The organism is Tardiphaga sp. OK246 (genome assembly GCF_900188215.1).
Taxonomy (GTDB): Bacteria; Pseudomonadota; Alphaproteobacteria; order Rhizobiales; family Xanthobacteraceae; genus Tardiphaga; species Tardiphaga robiniae.
On sequence record NZ_FZOX01000004.1, the window covers coordinates 255,186 to 273,956 of the forward strand.

Sequence of the window (18,771 nt, forward strand, 5' to 3'; positions counted from 1 at the left end):
CCGGGCGCCAAACCAGCCATTGACCCCTCAGGGAGCCATAGGCCGATCCTCGCGCGCGGCTGTCTTTAGACCACTATAACGGGGCGGGGAAGGCTTTTGAAGGTGCCATCAACCGGCAATTTGGGCCGGTTTCGGGCGCTTCAGAAGGTGTCCGGCGAGGACGAGCGCGAGGGCTGCCGCCTCGGCGCAGCCGCCGATCCAGCCGAGGTGGTTGGAGCTCAATGTCGACAGCACCACGCCGCCCAACGCGCTGCCGCCGGCAAAGCCGATATACATGGCCGAGGCGTTCAGCGAGAGCGCGATGACCGAGGCTTCCGGCGTGATGCGCACGAGATGTGCGACCTGTCCGGGATAGAACATCCAGCCGGCAATGCCCTGGGTAAAAATGAAGACCAGAAACAGCACGCCCGCAGTGGCGGGCGGCGCGAATGTCAGGGCCGCCGATTGCAGCGTCAGTGACAGCATCATGCCGATCAGGCCCAGCGTCGAGGTGCGGAGCGGCCCGATACGGTCGGACATCGTGCCGCCCAGGGTGTTTCCGATCGCCGCAGCGACGCCAAAGACCAGCAGTGCCAGACTGATCCCGTTGGCGTCAAAGCCGAGTCGGTGCAGCGGCACAGCCAGATAGGTGAATGAGGTAAAGCCCCCGAGGCCCCACATGCAGGTCACAGCAAGGGTTTTCAGCACTTCGGGATGGCGCGCGACGGCAAGCCTCTGACCAAGTGTGGCAGCAGCGCGTGGCAAACCGCGGGGCAATCCCAGCAGCAGCCCGGCCAATGCGACGGCGCCGAGCGCTGCGACCATCACGAACGTCGACCGCCAGCCAAAATGACTGCCGACCCAGGTTCCGAGCGGCACGCCCAGAACCGTCGCCACCGTCAGGCCGGAGATCACCAGCGACGCGGCGCGGCCACGGCGTTCCGGTGCAGCGATCGCGATTGCGACGGCCATGGCGGTCGGCATGCACAGTCCGGCGCCCACGGCCATCAGCATGCGCGACAGCAGGAGAGTGCCGAATGTGCTGGCAACGGCCGCCAAAAGATTTCCGACGATGAAACAGACCAGCGCCAGCGAGACGACGGTGCGGCGGTCAAAATTGCTGAACAGCACAGCCAGGATCGGCGAGCCGATGGCATAAGTGATGGCGTAAACGGTGACCAATTGTCCCGTGGCCGCCAACGTGACATTCAGGTCCGCTGCCATGATTGGAAGAAGACCAGCAATTACAAATGCTTCGGTCCCAATCGCAAATGTCGCCAGGGCCAGCCAGAAGACGCTCATCGCCACATCCTTAGTTCAATCTTCGTTGAACTATTGATGCGGCAATGCAAAATGTCAAATGGTTCAAGAAATATTGAACATTGCGACGGCCGGTCGGAATCAGTATTGAGGAGCCATGAGCCGCATTCTCCCGCATCCCACGCGCGAACAGATCGAATTGCCTGGCGTGATGGATTGCCTGAGCGATCCGATCCGGCTGGCGATCGTCTACAATCTGGCCAAACGCGAGAAAGAGGTCGGTGAGTTGCGCTGCGGCGACTTTTACGGCCTCAGCGGCAAGTCCAATCTCGCCTATCATTTTGCGAAACTGCGCGAGGCCGGCCTGATGGAAACGCGCGCGGTGGGGACGGCGAGGTTGATGAAACTGCGCCGCGAGGATCTCGAGAGCAGGTTTCCGGGTTTGCTGGATGCGGTGCTCGCATCGGCCGAGCGCGATGCCGAGCGCCTGCAGCTTCCGGTGCTGGAATTCACCGAAGCCTGACAGCGCCGACCCACTGGTAAATGTCTGAAAGGTTGGAGGCCCAGCCTGGACTTGAACCAGGATAAAGAGCGATGCATCGCCCCCGCGTAGACATTTCCGCCACCGGGCCGAGCACAATGTTACCGATCACGGGGTGGCGATCCACCTCAAGTTTTGTAAACCGTCTGTTAACCTTAATCGTCCGTTTGCCCCAGCCGATGCCTCAGAATGCGTGGTGGGCGACGAAGGTCATGCGCGAGGAATTGTGGCCGATATTGACCGGCGCCCGCGACGCCCGGAAACCGGCCGCGGTCAGCTTGGCCAGCATCTCCGCCTCGCTGTAGCGCTGCAGGCCAACCTTGGTGCGCAGCTGGCGGTAGTCAGAGAGGGCCGTGCGAACAAGCCCAACGAACGCATCCCACAGAAAGCCGTGTTCCCGGGCGAGCTTCAGCAGCGCCATGACATCGGTCGTCATGCCGACATCGGGCTGCAGGATGTCGCCGACCACCAGCTTGCCGCCAGGCGCCAGCAGCCGCTTGATGATCGCAAAGGCATCGTCGAGTTCGGGGCCTGTCATGTACTGAGCCACCGAATTCATGACAGCCAAGTCGATCGACTGCGCCGTCATGTTGCGCAACTCTTCCAGCGACCGGACCCGGATTTTGGTGTTGGGCGCGAAGCGGGCGACCAGTCGGCCGCGAACGCCAGGCGCGGGCTCTGCCAGGATCAGCTTGCTGCAGGCATTGGCCACTTTGGCGGCCGAGAGTGCTTCGCCACAGGCGTAGTCGAGCACGACGGCATCCTGAGAGGCGATGTAGCCAATGATATCGCGAGCGATGACCTCGAAATGCACGTCACGATGCAGCTTGCTCGCATAAATCGTATGCGTGGAATCGTAATAATCGATCCAATCTTCCATCGTCTGCCCGGCCCGATTGTTGTTCCCGTGTCGGGAACCCCTATATTTGTGATGCGTTGAAACGGTCTAGAGCGTTTTCAGGCGCGTGGGAAACCGCCTTTCCTTCAAGAACCGCAGTTTTCGGAAATTTGCAGTGCTTTCCGTCAAGACCACTCCGATTTTTCCTGAAATCTTCCGCCCTGACGACAACCCTCCAGCCATCAAATCATCCGACACGGGAAGGTAAGTAACGTGAGCACCAAGACATCGAAAATCGCTGCCGAAATGAATACCCCGACTGACCTCTCAGCCGACGCCGTGGAGAAGGTGGCCAAGGCGCTGAACGGGTTGCTCGCCGACGCTTTCGCGCTTTACCTGAAGACCAAGAATTTTCACTGGCATCTCAGCGGCCGCCACTTCCGCGACTATCACCTGATGCTCGACGAGCAGTCCGACCAGATTTTTGCGACGACGGATCCGTTGGCGGAACGCGTGCGCAAGATCGGCGGTCGCACGCTGCGTTCGATCGGCGAAGTCGCCAAGCTGCAGACCATCAAGGACAATGACGAGGCCTATGTGCCGCCGGTGGAGATGCTGCGCGAGCTGATGAACGACAACAAGAAAATGGCAGCGGCGATGCGCAAGGCCCACGAGGTCTGCGACGACGCCAAGGACATCGCCAGCGCCAGCCTGCTTGAAAACTACATCGACGACACCGAGCGCCGCACCTGGTTCCTGTTCGAGGCGTCGCAGCAGGAAGGCGGCAACGAGGCGTAAGCTTCGTTCCCGATTGAATGCGTCAAAGCGCCCGCTTCACAGCGGGCGTTTTCATGTGGAGATGCCGTTGTTCGGCACCAGGCGCAGGGTCGCGGTTATTCAGGCTGAATGCCGAGTTCCTGAATCGTCTTGCCTGTGGCGACAAGCTCGGCGTCGAAAAAGCGCTTCGCGCCCGCAGGCGTCACCACGTCACCGGAGGCGACATCGAAGCCGAGCACGGGCGCGCGCTCCTGCACGTCCGGCGATTTCAGTGTCTGCGCAATCTCGGCACTGAGTTTGTCGACGATCTCGGCAGGTGTCCCGGTCGGAGCCATCATCATGAACCAGCCTTGCAGATCCGCGCCCTTCAACGTCTCGGCAATTGCGGGCACATCCGGCAATGAATCGACGCGCTTGTTGCCGGCAATGGCGAGTGCCCGCAGCGTACCGGCCTTGATGAAGGACTCAGCCACCGATGCGGACTGGATCGTCACCTGGGTGCGTCCGGTCAGGCTGTCCTGGATCGCGTTGGTGATGGTGTTGTAGGGGACCAGGACGAAACTGGTGCCCGCCTGCTTGTTGATGGTTTGTGCGATCAGGCCGGAAATGTTGCGCGCGCCGTCGACCGCCATGCTCAGGGAGCCGGGAGCGGATTTTTCAAGCGCGATCAATTCCGCCAGCGTTTTGGCTTTTACTTCGGGATTGACGAGCAGCACGTGGTTGCTCCGCGCCACCATCGCCACCGGCACGAAATCCTTCACTGGGTCGTAGGGCAGTTTCTTGAACGTATAGGGATTGGTGACCAGCGCCGCCGACGTCGCGAACAGGAAGGTGTAGCCGTCGGGGGCGGCGCGCGCGACCGTCTGTGCGCCGACGAGGTTCGCGGCGCCCGGCCGGTTCTCAACGATGAACTGTTGTCCGAGCGCGCGGGAGAGTTTTTCGGCGACGATACGGCAGAGCACGTCCGGGCTGTTGCCCGCCGCCTGCGGCACCACGATCGTCACCGGCTTTTGCGGCCACGATTGCGCATAGGCGGGCAGCGAGAGGCAAAGAATGCTGCCGGTCAACAAGATACGACGGGACAATGTGAGCATGGACTTCCTCCTGAAATGGATGGCCTGCGATTTCTGATCGCTTGTTGAGGCGCGCTTTCGAACGAGCGGGTCTTTGTCGTGAGAAGCAGACCGCGGTGCTGGCGGTGCGGGCTGCCGCTTGCATCAGGCCTCGTCGGCCACGCCGTTGCGCAGCACGCCGAGCCGATCGATCTCGACTTCGACGATATCGCCCGGCTTGAGCCAGAGCGGAGGCGTGCGCTTGGCGCCAACGCCGCCCGGCGTGCCGGTGGCGATCACGTCGCCCGGCTCAAGGCGGGTGAAGGACGAGCAGTATTCGATCTGCCGCGGGATATCGAAGATCATCTGATCGATGGTGGCGTCCTGCACGACCTGGCCATTGACGCGGGTCTGCAGTCGCAGCGGCGCCACGTCGCCGAGTTCGTCCGGCGTCATCATCCAGGGGCCAAAGCCGCCGGTCTCCGGAAAATTCTTGCCGGGCGTGAACTGATGGGTGTGACGCTGGAAATCGCGCACGCTGCCTTCGTTGTAGCAGGCATAGCCGGCGATATGGCTCCATGCATCGGCCTGCGAAATGTATCGTCCGGGCTTACCGATGATGATGGCGAGTTCGCCTTCGAAGTCGAGGTGGGTCGAGACCTTCGGGCGGATGATATTGGTGAGATGGCCGGTCTGGCTGTTGGCAAAGCGGCCGAACACCGTAGGATTGTCGACTTCGGCGCGTCCGGTTTCCTTGCGGTGCATCTCATAGTTCAGGCCGATGCAGAGGATCTTGTCCGGATTTGGAATCACGGGAAGCCAGGTGATATCAGCCGTCGGGATACGTTTGGCCTTGTCGGCTGCATCACGCACCACGGACAGCGCGTCGGCTGCAATGACGGATTTGAGATCGGGATAGCGCGCTCCAAGAACCGCGCCGATGTCGAGCGCCTCGTCGCCCTCGATCACACCCCAGGTCTTGCTGGTGCCGATCTGAAAACTTGCCAATTTCATCGTGATGTCCTCGCTCTGGAAGCTGTGTGTCCGTGGGGAATGTTGGTGTGGCGACGCTGTGCGGCCGGTCTGATCATCGGAGCCGCTCCGCAAGATCGGTGAGTAGCGCGTCGAGCGCGCTGGTCTCGCTGGCGACGCCGAAGACGTAGTGGTCGGGCCGCACGATTGCGGCGCGACAGTCGTGACGGTCGAACCATGCGGCGAGAACGCCGTCCTCTTCAGTAAGTACGTCATCAGCGGCGGGGCCGATACGAATTGGCCTGATGTCCAGCCGAGTCATGATCGCTTGCAGATCGGGACTGAGCTCCAGTTCGTTGCGCATATCGAGCACAAGCCGCCATTCGGTGCCGGCGACGCTATCGAGACGGCGCCGTCCTTCTGCAGTCCTGATCCAAGGCTGGGGGAACAGCGTGCCGTGTGCCGTGTGGAGGGGAAATGCCAGCAGTCCCGTCTGCAATGGCGGCACGATTTCCTGACGGGTGATGGTGCGGGGTTGGCCGCCACCCTCCGCAAGAATGCGCTCGTCGCGTGCTGCTGCGGCGTCGGGATCGCGTTCGCAGATCACATGGCCGATGGCCTTGATGCGGGAAGTGAGCTGGCGCACATGCTCGCCGCGCTCCTCGCCGTAGCTGTCGAGCAATTTTGCATTGGATTGTCCGCGGAGTACGCGGTCGAGCTTCCAGATCAGATTGCCGACATCGCGGATGCCCTGGCACATACCCTGGCCGATGAACGGCGGCTGCTGATGCGCGGCATCGCCGGCGAGGAAGATGCGGCCAAGCCGCCATTCTTGCGCGACGAGCGCATGAAACCGGTAGCTCGCAGCACGCCACAGCGTGGCATCATCAGGCGTAATCCAGTGCGCGAGCAATCGCCAGACCTGCGCGGCCGTTTCCATCTCGCGCGGATCTTCGCCGGGCAGCAGCATGATTTCGAAGCGGCGATGATTGCCGGGGCCGATGATGAAGGTCGTGGGCCGCGACGGATCGCAGAATTGCGCTGCGGTCTGCGGCAGCTTGCTGAGGGAGGCGTCGTTGACCTGAAGATCGACGACAAGCCAGGGCTCATCGAAGACGAGATCCTCGAATGCGATGCCAAGCTGTTGCCGGGTGCTGCTGGAGGCGCCGTCGCAGGCGATGACGTAGTCGGCGGTGACATCGCGCGTCGTACCGCGATCGTCGCGCAAATGCAGTGTCACTCGATCGGTCGATTGCGTGAAGCCGAGCAGTTCGGTGCCCAGCTCGACCTCGACGCTGTCATAGGCCGCGGCATGTTCGCGCAAGGCAGCTTCGACCGGCGGCTGCGTGAACACCATGCTGGGCGTGTAGCCGAGCGGATAGGGCTCCGCGACCATGTCGATGCGGCGGATCAACTGCCCTTTGGCGCCGAAATGCTGGGAAGCGGGGAACGGAGCAACGTAAGGCAGCACGCGCTCGGCAACGCCGATATTGTCGAGCAGGCGCAGGATCTCGTGATCGATCGCGATCGCACGCGGCTTGTCATAGACCTCTAGCTGACGGTCGATGGCCAGCGTGCGGATGCCACGGTCGCCAAGGAGGCTGGCCGCGATGGCGCCTGACGGACCATGACCGACCACGACGACCTGAAAATCATTCCGTGTCTGCTCGGATGAAACCGTCACGCGGCACTCCCGTCGGCGTAGCCAATGGCGGTCTGTGCCGCCTTGACGTGATCGGCCTTGGGCGGTGCGATACCCCAGTGATCGGTGCGGCCGGGTGGCCAGACCCATTCCGCCGGGCCGCGCACGACATAGCTGTCATCGACCTGCAGAACTTCGGCGGTGTATTCGATGACGATCCCGACCGGATCGATGAAATAGGCAAACACATTGTCGCCGGGGCCGTGACGGCCGACGCCCCAGGCAATGGGAAAGCCGGCGTCGATCATGCGGCCCGAGCCGCGCATCACGGCTTCGAGATCCGGCATCAGGAAGGCGACGTGATTGAGTCCGTTCGCCGCAGCGTCGGCGATGACGATGGCGTGGTGGTCGCTGTTGCAGCGAACGAAGGCCATGATCTTCGAGCGGTCGGTGAGACGAAAGCCGAGTGCCTGCTCGTAAAATGCGGCGAGGCCATCAACATTGCTGCTGTTGATGTTGACATGCGCGAGGCGTGTCGGACGGTTGGCCGATGACGGAGCTTCGGCATGTTGCAGGTCGCCATGAACGAAGCGAAGCACGCCGCCACCGGGCGCGCGGATGGTCATCAGTGTACCCCCATCTGGTGCCGGATTCGGAGCTGGGCCTGAGAGCAGCGTGGCCCCGTGTTTCACGGATGCTGCGGCGATCGTTTCGAATTCCGCATCCGAATGCAGCCGGAACGTGATGGCCCTCAGCGCAGGGCGATCGCCCTGCCGCAAGGCGACGACATGGTGGTCGCTGCCGCTGGCCCGCAAGTAAGTGACGCCTCCGTGGTGTGTCACGAGGTCGAGTCCCCACACAGATGTGTAGAACTGTTCGGATCGCTGCAGATCCGGCGTGTCGAGATCGACGCTACGCAGGGCTGTGATCGGGAAATGGGTCATTGCGAAGCCTGCTCGTCAAGGCCGAGGAAACGTCTTGCATTGCCATGAAGGACGAGATTGCGCGTAGCGCCGTCGGCGATCGCCGATGCGGCGCGCGTTGCCGGCGTGCGATCGTGAAATGCGAACGGGTAGTCTGTGCCGAGCATGATCTGCGTCGCGCCGAACTTGGCGATCAGATGCAGCAGCGTCGGGTCGTCATAGACCAGCGCGTCGTAATAGAGCCGGCGTGCCTGCAAGATCGGCGATTCCTGGATGCTCTCCTGCAGCACAGGAAATACCTGATATCCCTCCTGAAGCCGCGGCAGCAGCGAGGCGAGCGTGCCGCCGCCGTGGCTGAACGCCATGCGCAGGCGCGGGTGGCGCAGCAAGAGGTTCGAGGTGATGACGGATGCCGCGGCAAGGCCGACATCGGTCGGATAGGCCAGTACCTGCTGCAACTGCGCGGGGCCGACGAGGCGATCCATGCCGCAAGGCCGCAGAGCATGGACGAACACCGCCATGTCGAGCTTCTCGACCTCGGCGAAGAATCCGTCGAAGTCGGGAGACCCGATCGGCTTGCCGTTGATGTTGCTGCCGATCTCGATGCCCGCAAAGCCTAGTTCGTGCTTCAGCCGATGCAGCTCGGCAATGGCGCGGTCGATGTCCTGCAGCGGTACCGCGCCGAGGGCGACGAGGCGGCCACCGGAATGCATGACCATCTCGGCCATCTGGTCGTTGATGTAGCGGAGGAGATCATTCACCGCTGCGGGCTCCATCCAATAGGACAGTAGCTCCGGCATCGGCGAAATGGCCTGCACGCCGAGTCCCATCTCCGCCATATCCGTGACGCGCTTGGCGACATCCCAGCAGCGATCCGACACCGTGCGATAGATGCGGCCGGCCATCATCACATGCTTGTGGCAGGGTTTGGCATCCGCCATCGACGGCCAGTCGGCCGGCACCGCCGCGCCCAGGTAGGAAGGGAAGGAGGACGGCACGACATGTGCGTGGACATCGATCCCGCAGCTGCATGGGGAGATGGCGCTCATAGGCACTGTGGTCGGGCAGTGCGCGGCTGGACAGCTGCGAAAACTGCCGATGCCTCAGGCGCTTGCTGAGCCTTGCCAAACATTGTCGCGCCTCCCGCCAGTCATCTCTCAGGACCTTGGGGAACTAATATCTATAGAAATCGGCTCGTACAATAAAAATTTATAGATTTTTCTGAAATCAGAAAAAGTGTATAGAAATCGAAGCTGACAGGCAGATGATTCCGGGATTGAAGCACGTGGACACAACCTCACTGGAATTGGCTTCGCCGCCGTCCTCGACCCAGGCCAGCACGGTCTATGACCGGTTGCGGGAGGACCTGCTGTCCGGACGGCTCGAGCCGAGCCGGAAACTCCAGATGCGTTTCCTGACCGAGCTGTATCAGACCGGTCAGACGCCGCTCCGCGAGGCGCTCAACCGGCTGACCGCCGATGGTCTGGTGGAGTGCCGCGAGCAGCGCGGATTCTATGTCGCGGATATCAGCCGCAGCGAACTGGCCGAACTGACCAAGACCCGGTGCTGGGTCGAGAGTCTGGCGCTGCGGGAATCCATGGCGGCCTCGACGCCGCAATGGGAGGAGCAGCTTCTGCTCGCGCAACATCGCCTCGGGCGAACCCCGCGCTCGCTCAATGCCGAACACTTCGAAGACAATCCGGAATGGGAGCGGCTGCACCGCGTCTATCACCGCACCTTGATCGGGAATTGCGGTTCGCAGTCTCTGATCGCGTTCTGCGGACAACTCGCCGACCAGCTCTACCGCTATCGGCGTCTGTCGATCCGCAAGGCCTTCCCGTCACGCCATGTGACGGACGAGCATCAGGCGATCATGACTGCAGTTTTGAGCGGCGATGCGGACCACGCCGTGGATCTGCTCACCGCGCATTACAGGCAGACCGCTGAAGTCATTCTCCAGGACAAGCAGATCTTTTCTGAACTGCACGAGGGCGAAGACGCCGCATCGTAGAGGGCACGGACGCAGGCCCAGCCAACACCTCCGCGGGCATGAAAAAGGCCTCGCGACGCATGCAAGGCCTTGGAAACATGTCTGCAAGATTTGGTAGGCAGAAAATTTGGTAGCGAGGAGTGGACTCGAACCACCGACCCCAGGATTATGATTCCCGTGCTCTAACCAACTGAGCTACCCCGCCACGGCATCCGGAGGGGACAAATTGTCCCCGGCGAATGCGCGGCATATAAGAAGTCGAGGGACTCGATGTCAAGCAAAGTAGCGCCTGAAATCGGTGCCTGAATAGATGTTCCCGCAACCCGGCCGCCGATTTGGAGATCGGGCAGCTATCGCCGCCCGATCAGGCACTTATGGCCACGTCTAGCCGCCGTCGAAGGCCTTTTTCAGGGCGGCCAGATCGAGCTTGACCATGCCCATCATGGCCGTCATGGCACGCTTGGCGCCCTCGCCATTCTCGCTGGCAAGCATTTCAGTAAAGCCGTTCGGCACGATCTGCCAGGGCACGCCCCAGCGGTCGTTGATCCAGCCGCAGGCATTTGCCTTGCCGCCATTTGTCAAAATGGCGTCCCACACACGATCGACTTCGGCCTGGTCTTCGCAATGGATGGTGAAGGACACGGCCGTGCTGAATGTGGCGGGGCTGCCGCCATTGAGGCCAATGAAGCTTTGGCCGGCCAGCGTGAAGCCGACCACCAGCACGTTGCCTGCTTTGCCGCCGGGATAATCGATCGGGGCGCGCTGCACGCGATCGATGGAGGAATTGGGCACCAGCGAGCAGTAGAATCTGGCGGCTTCCTCGGCCTCGGTCTCGTACCAGATGCAGGGTGAGATCTTTGACATCGCTGCTATCCCTCTCTCGATCAGGCCTGAGCCATCGCAGATTGCGCGGCGGCCATATCCATCCACATCACTTCCCAGATGTGACCGTCGGGATCCTCGTAGCTGCGGCCATACATGAAGCCGAAATCCTGCGTGGGTGTTGGATCGGCGCTGCCGCCCGCACCCACGGCCTTCGTCACGAGACCATCGACTTCGTCGCGGCTGTCTGCGGAGACGCAGATCAGCACTTCGCTCGAGGTCTTCGCATCGACGATCTTCTTCGAGGTGAACTGGCGATATTTGTCGTGCGTCAGCAGCATCGCGTGGATGGTGTCGGAGAACACCATGCAGGCGGCGGTGTCGTCGGAGAATTGCGGGTTTTTGGTTGCGCCGACCGCCTCATAGAAGGCGACCGCGCGGGGCAGGTCGGTGACCGGCAGGTTGACGAAGATCATTTTGCTCATCGGATGGCTCCTGTGGGTATACGCTCTGGGTGTTCTCTTTGGTGACTGTCCCGCTTAGGACGCGTGGGCCTGCCGCGATCCGACATCACCGACAAAATTTTCTCAGTTATTTTTGCAGGCGGAATTTCTTGTCCGCCGCGATCAATATGTCAGCCGGGCGATCTCCGCGTGCAGACGGAATGTCGCATGGCTCATCCTGATTGCGAATTGCGGCGGCGGTGAAATCATCGTTGATTGCCAAAGACGCAAGACGCGTTCGCAGTCGGGTCCGAAACATGTCCTTTTCCTGGGTTTGTTCCGGGCTAGACTGAACGACAATAAAAATACAGCGGGTCCGGGCATCACCCCCGGAATCGCAGAGGGAGAAACACATGTTGCAACGCAATCGCCTTGCTATGTCCGCTGCTGTCGCGCTCATCGCGGCCGCCACCATGTTCGGCGGTGCAGTCCAGGCGCAGGACTATCCGACCAAGCCGATCACACTGATCGTGCCATGGCCCGCCGGTGGCTCCACCGACATCTCGATGCGCGCGATTGCAGACGCCGCGTCGAAACATCTCGGCCAGCCGATCGCCATCGACAACAAGGGCGGCGGCGGCGGCACTGTCGGTCCCGCGACCATGGCGGCGGCTGCGAAGCCGGATGGCTACACGATCTCGCAGATTCCGATCACCGTGTTCCGGCTGCCGCTGATGCAGGAAGTCTCGTGGAATCCGGACAAGGATTTCAGCTACATCATCCATCTCACCGGCTACACCTTCGGCATCACCACCAATGCGGAGTCGCAGTTCAAGACCTGGAAGGACGTGGTCGATTTCGCCAAGGCCAATCCCGGCAAGGTGACTTACGCGACGCCGGGTACAGGCACATCGCTGCATGTCGGCATGGAGCAGATCGCGGCACTGGCCGGCATCAAGCTCACGCAGGTGCCGTTCAAGGGCGGTGCTGAAACCAATGCTGCCGTGCTCGGCAATCACACCATGCTGCAGGCGGATTCCACCGGCTGGCGGCCGCTGGTCGATGCCGGCAAGCTGCGTCTGTTGATGGTGTGGACCGACAAGCGGTCGCCGAATTTCCCGGATGCGCCAACGCTGAAGGAGAGCGGCTATCCGATGGTCTATGACTCGCCGTTCGGCATCGCCGGCCCGAAGGGCATGGATCCGAAGATCGTCGCCAAGCTGCACGACGCCTTCAAGAAGGCCATCGAGGATCCCGCCGTCATCGCGACGCTGGCGAAATACGACATGGTGCCGAACTACAAGAACACCGAGGACTACAAGAAATTCGTTGTCGAGGTCACCAATTCCGAGCGCAAGGTGATCGAGGGAATCGGGTTGGGCAAGAAGCCGAATTGATCGTCGAATAGCGACGTCAGGCGCATGCGATGGGGTTCATCGCATGCGCCTTCATTTCATGTCGATGTCTCGGGACAGAAACGATGACTGACCAAACCCGCCCGCCATTCCGGCTCAACAATTCAGAACTCTGGACCGGCGTGCTCGGCATTGCGCTTGGCGTGTTCGTCATTCGCTCCGGCCTCAAGCTGAAGCTCGGCACCATCAACGATCCCGGCTCCGGCTTCATGCTGTTCTATATCGGCCTGCTGATGTGCGCTTTCGCGCTCACCATCGTTCTCGCTTCGGTAACGGAAGGCGGACCGACCTTTGGCTCGCGATGGGAAGGCGCAAGCTGGGGCAAGCCGGGCGCGATCATCGTCATCCTCTCGGCCTATGCTTTCGCGCTCGAGCCACTGGGCTTCCTGATCTCGACCATCCCGCTGATGCTGGTGTTGCTGCGCGTCATCGATCCCGTGCGTTGGACGCTGGCGATCCCACTCGCGGTGCTGGCGCCTGTTGGTGTGTGGTGGGTGCTGAAACGCGGCCTGCTGATCCAGTTGCCTTCGGGCATGTTTGAAATCGGCTGACGGGAAACACGGATCATGGATGTTCTCGTCAATGTCATGCACGGCTTCGGTGTCGCGCTGCAGCCCGTCAATATTCTCTACTGCTTCATCGGCGTCTTCATCGGCACCCTGGTCGGCGTGCTGCCGGGCATCGGGCCGATCTCGGCGATGTCGTTGCTGCTGCCGGTGACGCTGTCCGGCACGCCGGAATCCGGCATCATCATGATGGCCGGCATCTATTACGGCTCGATGTATGGCGGTTCGACCACGTCGATCCTGGTCAACATTCCCGGCGAAGCGGCGTCCGTCGTCACCTGTATCGACGGCCACCAGATGGCGAAGCAGGGCCGTGCCGGTCCGGCGCTCGGCATCTCCGCGCTCGGCTCCTTCATCGCCGGCACTTTCGCGCTGGTGATGCTGATGCTGGTGGCGCCGTCACTCGCCTCGGTCGCCATTGCGTTCGGCCCCGCCGAATATGCCAGCCTGATGGTGCTCGGTCTCGTGGTGCTGACCTTCCTGACACAAGGCTCGATGGCCAAGGCGTTGCTGATGGCCTGTATCGGCATCGTGCTTGGCCTCATCGGCCTCGACAGCATCACCGCGCAGCCGCGGCTGACCTTCGGCCGGATCGAACTGATCGACGGCATCGGCCTCGTGCCCGTGGTGATGGGTCTGTTCGGGCTCGGCGAGGTGCTGCTCAACACCGAGCAGGTGATCAAGCGCGACATCATCAATGCCAAGATCACGCAGCTTCTGCCCAACAAGGAAGACTGGAAGGCCAGCGCCGGGCCGATCGGACGTGGCACCATCCTCGGCTTCTTCCTCGGAATCCTGCCGGGCGGGGGTGCCGTGGTCGCGTCCTTCGCGTCCTATGCGCTGGAGAAGCGGCTGTCGAAACATCCGGAGCGCTTCGGTCATGGCGCGATCGAAGGCGTTGCCGGACCTGAGGCCGCGAACAACGCGGCAGCGGGCGGTGCCTTCATTCCGCTAATGACCCTAGGCATCCCGCCGAATGTGGTGATGGCGCTGCTGCTCGGCGCTTTCGTCATTCACGGGCTGCAGCCCGGTCCGCTGCTGATCACCCAGAACCCCGGACTGTTCTGGGGCATCGTTGCCAGCATGTATATCGGCAACCTCATGCTGCTGGTGCTGAACCTGCCGCTGATCGGCATGTGGGTGAAGCTCTTGAAGCTGCCCTACAACGTGCTGTTCCCGCTGATCATCCTGTTCACGATCATCGGCGTCTATTGCAGCAGCAACAATGTGTTCGACGTCTATGTGATGATCGGCTTCGGCGTGATCGGCTACTTCATGCGCAAGTTCGGCTACGAGCCTGCGCCGCTGGTGCTGGCCTTCGTGCTTGGCCCGCTGCTGGAGAACAATCTGCGGAAGTCATTGATCCTGTCGCAAGGCAATCTCATGACCTTCATCGAGCGGCCGATCTCGGCAGCGTGTCTTGCGCTGGCAGTGGTGCTTCTGATCGCCCCGCTGTTGCCTGCACTGCGTAAGAAACGCGAGATGGTCGCGCTCGACGAGGGCGCGTAGCCGGGAGGCATTTGTCATGGACACCGAACTGGCCAGGACATTCCTTGCTGTTGTGAGTGCCGGGAATTTCGTGACCGCGGCGGAGAAGCTGCATGTCACACAGTCCACGGTCAGCGCGCGCATTCAGACCCTGGAGCAGTTGCTGCGCGTGACGCTGTTCGTCCGCAACAAGGCCGGTGCGACGCTGACGCCGGCAGGCCGCCAGTTTCAGAAACATGCTTCCACGCTGGTGCGAACGGTGGAACATGCGCGGCAGGATGTCGGCATTGCGAAAGGCTTCAGCGGTACGCTGACCGTCGGCGGTCGCATTGGGCTGTGGGAGGAGCATCTGCTCCACTGGCTGCCGCTGATGCGCGCGAAACATCCGGATATCGCGATCCGCGCCGAGAGCGCTCTCGAAGCCGAATTGATGCAGGGCCTCGTCGAAGGCAGGATCGATATCGGCGTGATGTATACGCCGCAGAGCCGGCCCGGTCTCAAGGTCGAGCAGTTGTTCGATGAGCAGCTCATTCTGGTCTCGACCAGCACGCACAGCGCGCCGGAGCCGCAGTCGGGTTACGTCTATATCGACTGGGGCCCGGAATTCTACGCACGCCACATGGCGCTGTTTCCGGATTTCGCCGGGCCATCGCTCACCGCCAATATCGGTTGGCTCGGGCTGCAGCATGTGCTGGAGAATGGCGGCTCCGGATATTTCCCGCGCCGCATCGTTGCACCCCAGCTGAAGGCTGGGCGGCTGCATGCCGTCGCCGATGCGCCGGAATTTTCGATGCCAGCCTATGTCGTCTATCCCGGCGATCGCGACGATGCGATCATCGCCGAAGCCGTCGCACTCATGCATCGCCTCGCGCATGACGCGGCCAACAAAAAGCCCGCGCCTGCAGGGCAGGCGAGGGCGCCGAAACGTCCGGCAAGGCGGACGTGATGCGGGGGGCAGGCGCGGCTAGGTGCCGGACGGATATCCCGATGTCGCAACGATGGCCGCGATCTGATCGGCGCTGTGCCGGGAACGCTTGGTAACTGTCAGGCGTGCGATGATCGCCGCAGCAAAGGCGAACAGCGCGAGAGCGACCGATACGTCGGGGTGGATGATCGTTTTCATGGTCGGCTCCTGCATGATCGAGGGGCGGCATCGCTCCTCGGGTTCCTTCGAGCCTAGGACTGCTATAAATTTTGACAAACGAATATTATTGACGTTTGCAATCGAATTTATCGATTTTAAATCGACCCGAGCCGAATGACGTCGCAATCGTCGGAAGGACGGCGTCTTGCACTTTGCGGAATGCAAAGATTCCGAGGCAGACACCCGCGGCCACTGCAACAAGGATGTGATCATGCGCGCAGCCGTCAGTGCTGCTCGCGATTCAAACTGCGTGCGAGAAACAGGATATCGCGATGTGCTCTGAAGCAGAGCTGGCCGTCGACGTTATCGCCAGCGCGCTCGTTGCAGTGAGACAAGGCCGCCGCGCCTAACGCATGCGATGGGATGCAATTGATTCAATGCGAGGACGAACAACGCGCGCTCGACAAATATCAGCCGCAGATTCGTCCGATTAAAGATTCACGCTCCGGCGAAATGAGTGGGGGCTGCATCATGGCGTTTGTCGGACCTGAATTTCCCATCAATTCCACCACCGCCAATGACCAGGCGGGCGCAACCCAAACGCTGTTGTCCGACGGACGTATTCTTGTCACATGGACGGCGACGGACGCCAGCGGTCATCAGCCGCATACAATTCAGGGCCACTATTTGTCGGCGGACGGTACGCCTCAAGGACCTGATTTTCAGATCACGATCGATCGTAGCGGGGATCCGGGAGCGCCTTCGGTCACCGCGCTCTCCGACGGCCGCGCCTTTGTCGCATGGCAGTCCTATATCGCCGCCGACAATGTCACCGAAGTTCGCGGCACCCTCATCGATGCGGAGGGGCATCCCGTTGCAGATATGGTGGTCAATTCATCAACTGCGATTTCGCCGCAAATGCCTTCCGTCACGACGCTTGCCGATGGCCAGATCTTGCTGACCTACGTGTCCGCAGACGGCGGGGATCCGAAATATCTTGGCGATATCCGCGGGAGGATCCTCCACGACGACGGCACCGTTGCTGTTGACGACTTCACCGTGAACACGACCACCTGGGGTACGCAATATGATCCGAAGGTGACGGCGCTGCCCGACGGGCGGGCGTTCGTCACATGGAGGTCGTACGATCCGGACGAGGGGCGCTACAACGTTTCCGGCCAGTTCGTGAACCCCGATGGCAGCGCGAGCGGGCCGGACTTTCGCATCGTGCCGGGAGCCCAGTTCAATCAGAGCGACGCGTCTGCCGCGGTTCTCGCGGATGGACGCATTCTCGTGGCCTGGACCGCGCAGGAACCGGATGGTGACAGCAACATTCATGCGCGCCTGCTGAACCCGGACGGATCCGTGGTTGTGTCCGATAATATCGTCAATGCGAATTTTGACGGCGGTCAGGATTCCCCGTCGATCGCCGCGCTACCGGATGGTCGCGCCGTCATCATCTGGCACGCCACCGATCCCGTCACCGGAGCCAGTGATCTCTATGGTCGCCTGCTGATTCCGGGCGCTTTTCCGATCGGCAACGATTTCCTTGTTAATTCGACAGGTGGCCTGGCGGAAACCGGACCGCATCTCCTGACATTGTCAGATGGACGTATTCTCGCGACCTGGACCTCGTTTGAGCAGGGACCGGCTGCAGACGACATCCACGGCCGCATCATGTCGTTCAACACGATCACGAATGGTACGCCGGGCGATGACGTGCTCCCCGGCACCGCGGATAACGATATCATTCACGGCGGCGATGGTCGCGACACGATTCATGGCGCGGCGGGAAATGACGTTCTGCATGGCGACGGCGGCAACGACTTTCTCTACGGCGATGCGGGCAATGACTTTCTGTTCGGCGGCGATGGTGACGACCGCATGTGGGGCGGTGACGGCAATGACATTTTCGTCGGCGGCAAGGGCGCGGATGCTTTCGCCGGCGCGTCCGGCATCGATACGGTGCGCTACGAGACATCGTCTGCCGGTATTCATGTCGATCTGACACTCGGTACGGGCAGCGGTGGCGATGCGGCCGGTAACAGTTTCAGTTCGATCGAGATCGTCATTGGTAGTCGCTTCGACGACACGTTGATCGGTGACGGTGCCGCCAACACGTTGTCAGGCGGCAGCGGCAAGGACGTTCTGAACGGTCGCGACGGCAATGACGTGCTGGACGGCGGCGAAGGCAACGATGCCCTGACCGGCGGCGCGGGCAATGACATCCTGCACGGCGGTGCCGGTAACGATCAGCTTTGGGGCAATGCGGGTGACGATATCCTCGCCGGCGGCGCAGGTGCCGATATGCTTGCCGGCGGCGCCGGCAACGATACGGCGGACTACAGCACGTCGATTGCCCAGGTGAATATCAATCTGGCGACAGGTGTCATTCAATGGGGAGATGCCGAAGGTGACCGGCTCAGCTCGATCGAAAATCTGATCGGGAGCGGGACCATGGACCTGCTGACGGGTGATACAGGCGACAATCGCATTTCGGGTGGCGGCGGTAACGATCTGATCGATGGCGGCGGCGGAAACGATAGTCTTGATGGCGGCAGCGGCAACGATACGCTCACAGGCGGGCTCGGCGCCGACATCTTGACCGGTGGAGCTGGCGCGGACAGTTTTGTATTCAAAGCTGTGCAGGACAGTCTGCCCGGAGCTGCCGATCAGATCGCCGACTTTTCGTCGATCGTCGCAGACACGGCCGACTGGATCGATCTGTCGGCAATCGATGCCAACAGCAAGGCCGCCGGCGATCAAGCGTTCGCCTTCGTCGGAAGCGCTGTTTTCACACATATCGCCGGCGAATTGCGCTTCGCCGATCATCTTCTTCAAGGCGATGTCGATGGCGATGGTGCGGCCGACTTCGCGGTTCAGGTGAACAGCGCTGTCTTGAAGGCAGATGACTTCGTCTTGTGATGTCCGCGATGTGAGTGTCGTCGCGCGGCCACCGGCGTCGCGGCCGCTTTCGCG

Annotated in this window: 18 protein-coding genes and 1 tRNA gene; 8 read left to right on the top strand and 11 right to left on the bottom strand. The window is 61.6% G+C overall.

Features of this window, described 5'->3' with window-relative positions; all coding sequences use genetic code 11:
* Window positions 1-108: 108 nt before the first annotated feature.
* The gene (locus CHC01_RS19575; RefSeq protein WP_089265919.1) at window positions 109-1,281 is read right to left on the bottom strand and encodes an MFS transporter; all 1,173 of its coding nucleotides are present in this window, start codon (window positions 1,279-1,281) and stop codon (window positions 109-111) included.
* Window positions 1,282-1,396: 115 nt separating this feature from the next.
* Between CHC01_RS19575 and CHC01_RS19580 the strand changes: the two genes are divergently transcribed.
* On the top strand, window positions 1,397-1,762 hold the full coding sequence (locus CHC01_RS19580) for an ArsR/SmtB family transcription factor (RefSeq protein WP_089265920.1): 366 nt from the start codon (window positions 1,397-1,399) through the stop codon (window positions 1,760-1,762).
* 202 nt (window positions 1,763-1,964) lie between these two features.
* Here the strand turns inward: CHC01_RS19580 and CHC01_RS19585 are convergent, their stop codons facing one another.
* The gene (locus CHC01_RS19585) at window positions 1,965-2,660 is read right to left on the bottom strand and encodes a class I SAM-dependent methyltransferase (protein WP_089265921.1); all 696 of its coding nucleotides are present in this window, start codon (window positions 2,658-2,660) and stop codon (window positions 1,965-1,967) included.
* Window positions 2,661-2,924: 264 nt separating this feature from the next.
* On the opposite strand from CHC01_RS19585, the gene CHC01_RS19590 reads away from it, so the two are divergent.
* Window positions 2,925-3,416, top strand: coding sequence for a Dps family protein (locus CHC01_RS19590; RefSeq protein ID WP_089266251.1), 492 nt, complete (start codon window positions 2,925-2,927; stop codon window positions 3,414-3,416).
* A gap of 95 nt (window positions 3,417-3,511) precedes the next feature.
* Here the strand turns inward: CHC01_RS19590 and CHC01_RS19595 are convergent, their stop codons facing one another.
* The 5 genes from CHC01_RS19595 to CHC01_RS19615 all read right to left on the bottom strand — a co-directional run bounded on the left by CHC01_RS19595 (window position 3,512) and on the right by CHC01_RS19615 (window position 9,033).
* Window positions 3,512-4,489, bottom strand: coding sequence for a Bug family tripartite tricarboxylate transporter substrate binding protein (locus CHC01_RS19595; RefSeq protein WP_089265922.1), 978 nt, complete (start codon window positions 4,487-4,489; stop codon window positions 3,512-3,514).
* 123 nt (window positions 4,490-4,612) lie between these two features.
* On the bottom strand, window positions 4,613-5,461 hold the full coding sequence (locus tag CHC01_RS19600) for a fumarylacetoacetate hydrolase family protein (RefSeq protein WP_089265923.1): 849 nt from the start codon (window positions 5,459-5,461) through the stop codon (window positions 4,613-4,615).
* A gap of 73 nt (window positions 5,462-5,534) precedes the next feature.
* Window positions 5,535-7,103 carry a bifunctional 3-(3-hydroxy-phenyl)propionate/3-hydroxycinnamic acid hydroxylase MhpA gene (mhpA, locus tag CHC01_RS19605; protein WP_244527962.1) on the bottom strand — a complete coding sequence of 523 codons (1,569 nt, stop codon included), beginning with the start codon at window positions 7,101-7,103 and terminating at the stop codon, window positions 5,535-5,537.
* Window positions 7,100-8,005 carry a VOC family protein gene (locus tag CHC01_RS19610; protein ID WP_089265925.1) on the bottom strand — a complete coding sequence of 302 codons (906 nt, stop codon included), beginning with the start codon at window positions 8,003-8,005 and terminating at the stop codon, window positions 7,100-7,102. The genes mhpA and CHC01_RS19610 overlap by 4 nt, the downstream gene beginning before the upstream one ends.
* Window positions 8,002-9,033, bottom strand: coding sequence for an amidohydrolase family protein (locus CHC01_RS19615; RefSeq protein WP_089265926.1), 1,032 nt, complete (start codon window positions 9,031-9,033; stop codon window positions 8,002-8,004). The genes CHC01_RS19610 and CHC01_RS19615 overlap by 4 nt, the downstream gene beginning before the upstream one ends.
* Window positions 9,034-9,269: 236 nt before the next feature.
* Between CHC01_RS19615 and CHC01_RS19620 the strand changes: the two genes are divergently transcribed.
* Window positions 9,270-9,995 carry a GntR family transcriptional regulator gene (locus CHC01_RS19620; RefSeq protein WP_374725611.1) on the top strand — a complete coding sequence of 242 codons (726 nt, stop codon included), beginning with the start codon at window positions 9,270-9,272 and terminating at the stop codon, window positions 9,993-9,995.
* 107 nt (window positions 9,996-10,102) lie between these two features.
* Here CHC01_RS19620 and CHC01_RS19625 read toward each other — a convergent pair.
* The 3 genes from CHC01_RS19625 to CHC01_RS19635 form a co-directional block, all read right to left on the bottom strand.
* Window positions 10,103-10,179: transfer RNA gene (locus CHC01_RS19625), tRNA-Met, on the bottom strand.
* Between the two features lie 179 nt (window positions 10,180-10,358).
* Window positions 10,359-10,838, bottom strand: coding sequence for a VOC family protein (locus CHC01_RS19630; protein ID WP_089265928.1), 480 nt, complete (start codon window positions 10,836-10,838; stop codon window positions 10,359-10,361).
* Window positions 10,839-10,858: 20 nt separating this feature from the next.
* On the bottom strand, window positions 10,859-11,281 hold the full coding sequence (locus tag CHC01_RS19635) for a VOC family protein (protein WP_089265929.1): 423 nt from the start codon (window positions 11,279-11,281) through the stop codon (window positions 10,859-10,861).
* A gap of 395 nt (window positions 11,282-11,676) precedes the next feature.
* On the opposite strand from CHC01_RS19635, the gene CHC01_RS19640 reads away from it, so the two are divergent.
* From CHC01_RS19640 to CHC01_RS19655, 4 genes are all read left to right on the top strand, one after another.
* Window positions 11,677-12,636 carry a tripartite tricarboxylate transporter substrate binding protein gene (locus CHC01_RS19640; RefSeq protein WP_089266252.1) on the top strand — a complete coding sequence of 320 codons (960 nt, stop codon included), beginning with the start codon at window positions 11,677-11,679 and terminating at the stop codon, window positions 12,634-12,636.
* Window positions 12,637-12,719: 83 nt separating this feature from the next.
* On the top strand, window positions 12,720-13,205 hold the full coding sequence (locus CHC01_RS19645; RefSeq protein ID WP_089265930.1) for a tripartite tricarboxylate transporter TctB family protein: 486 nt from the start codon (window positions 12,720-12,722) through the stop codon (window positions 13,203-13,205).
* A 15-nt stretch (window positions 13,206-13,220) separates the two neighbouring features.
* On the top strand, window positions 13,221-14,729 hold the full coding sequence (locus CHC01_RS19650; RefSeq protein ID WP_089265931.1) for a tripartite tricarboxylate transporter permease: 1,509 nt from the start codon (window positions 13,221-13,223) through the stop codon (window positions 14,727-14,729).
* 16 nt (window positions 14,730-14,745) lie between these two features.
* Window positions 14,746-15,654: a LysR family transcriptional regulator gene (locus CHC01_RS19655; RefSeq protein WP_089265932.1), complete on the top strand. Its 909-nt coding sequence runs from the start codon at window positions 14,746-14,748 to the stop codon at window positions 15,652-15,654.
* Between the two features lie 18 nt (window positions 15,655-15,672).
* Here the strand turns inward: CHC01_RS19655 and CHC01_RS32655 are convergent, their stop codons facing one another.
* Window positions 15,673-15,831 (bottom strand): hypothetical protein, encoded by a 159-nt coding sequence (locus tag CHC01_RS32655; RefSeq protein ID WP_158596719.1) that lies wholly within the window; start codon window positions 15,829-15,831, stop codon window positions 15,673-15,675.
* Window positions 15,832-16,323: 492 nt separating this feature from the next.
* On the opposite strand from CHC01_RS32655, the gene CHC01_RS33335 reads away from it, so the two are divergent.
* Window positions 16,324-18,717, top strand: a complete 2,394-nt coding sequence (locus CHC01_RS33335) for a calcium-binding protein (protein WP_176454643.1) — start codon at window positions 16,324-16,326, stop codon at window positions 18,715-18,717.
* Window positions 18,718-18,771 lie beyond the last annotated feature (54 nt).

Coding starts and splice junctions, on each gene's coding strand:
- CHC01_RS19615 (WP_089265926.1), bottom strand. CDS start 9,033: ATGAGCGCCATCTCCCCATGCAGCTGCGGGATCGATGTCCACGCACAT.
- CHC01_RS19655 (WP_089265932.1), top strand. CDS start 14,746: ATGGACACCGAACTGGCCAGGACATTCCTTGCTGTTGTGAGTGCCGGG.
- CHC01_RS19580 (WP_089265920.1), top strand. CDS start 1,397: ATGAGCCGCATTCTCCCGCATCCCACGCGCGAACAGATCGAATTGCCT.
- CHC01_RS33335 (WP_176454643.1), top strand. CDS start 16,324: ATGGCGTTTGTCGGACCTGAATTTCCCATCAATTCCACCACCGCCAAT.
- CHC01_RS19585 (WP_089265921.1), bottom strand. CDS start 2,660: ATGGAAGATTGGATCGATTATTACGATTCCACGCATACGATTTATGCG.
- CHC01_RS19640 (WP_089266252.1), top strand. CDS start 11,677: ATGTCCGCTGCTGTCGCGCTCATCGCGGCCGCCACCATGTTCGGCGGT.
- CHC01_RS19650 (WP_089265931.1), top strand. CDS start 13,221: ATGGATGTTCTCGTCAATGTCATGCACGGCTTCGGTGTCGCGCTGCAG.
- CHC01_RS19600 (WP_089265923.1), bottom strand. CDS start 5,461: ATGAAATTGGCAAGTTTTCAGATCGGCACCAGCAAGACCTGGGGTGTG.
- CHC01_RS19595 (WP_089265922.1), bottom strand. CDS start 4,489: ATGCTCACATTGTCCCGTCGTATCTTGTTGACCGGCAGCATTCTTTGC.
- CHC01_RS19635 (WP_089265929.1), bottom strand. CDS start 11,281: ATGAGCAAAATGATCTTCGTCAACCTGCCGGTCACCGACCTGCCCCGC.
- CHC01_RS19610 (WP_089265925.1), bottom strand. CDS start 8,005: ATGACCCATTTCCCGATCACAGCCCTGCGTAGCGTCGATCTCGACACG.
- CHC01_RS19630 (WP_089265928.1), bottom strand. CDS start 10,838: ATGTCAAAGATCTCACCCTGCATCTGGTACGAGACCGAGGCCGAGGAA.
- CHC01_RS32655 (WP_158596719.1), bottom strand. CDS start 15,831: ATGAAAACGATCATCCACCCCGACGTATCGGTCGCTCTCGCGCTGTTC.
- CHC01_RS19590 (WP_089266251.1), top strand. CDS start 2,925: ATGAATACCCCGACTGACCTCTCAGCCGACGCCGTGGAGAAGGTGGCC.
- CHC01_RS19575 (WP_089265919.1), bottom strand. CDS start 1,281: ATGAGCGTCTTCTGGCTGGCCCTGGCGACATTTGCGATTGGGACCGAA.
- CHC01_RS19645 (WP_089265930.1), top strand. CDS start 12,720: ATGACTGACCAAACCCGCCCGCCATTCCGGCTCAACAATTCAGAACTC.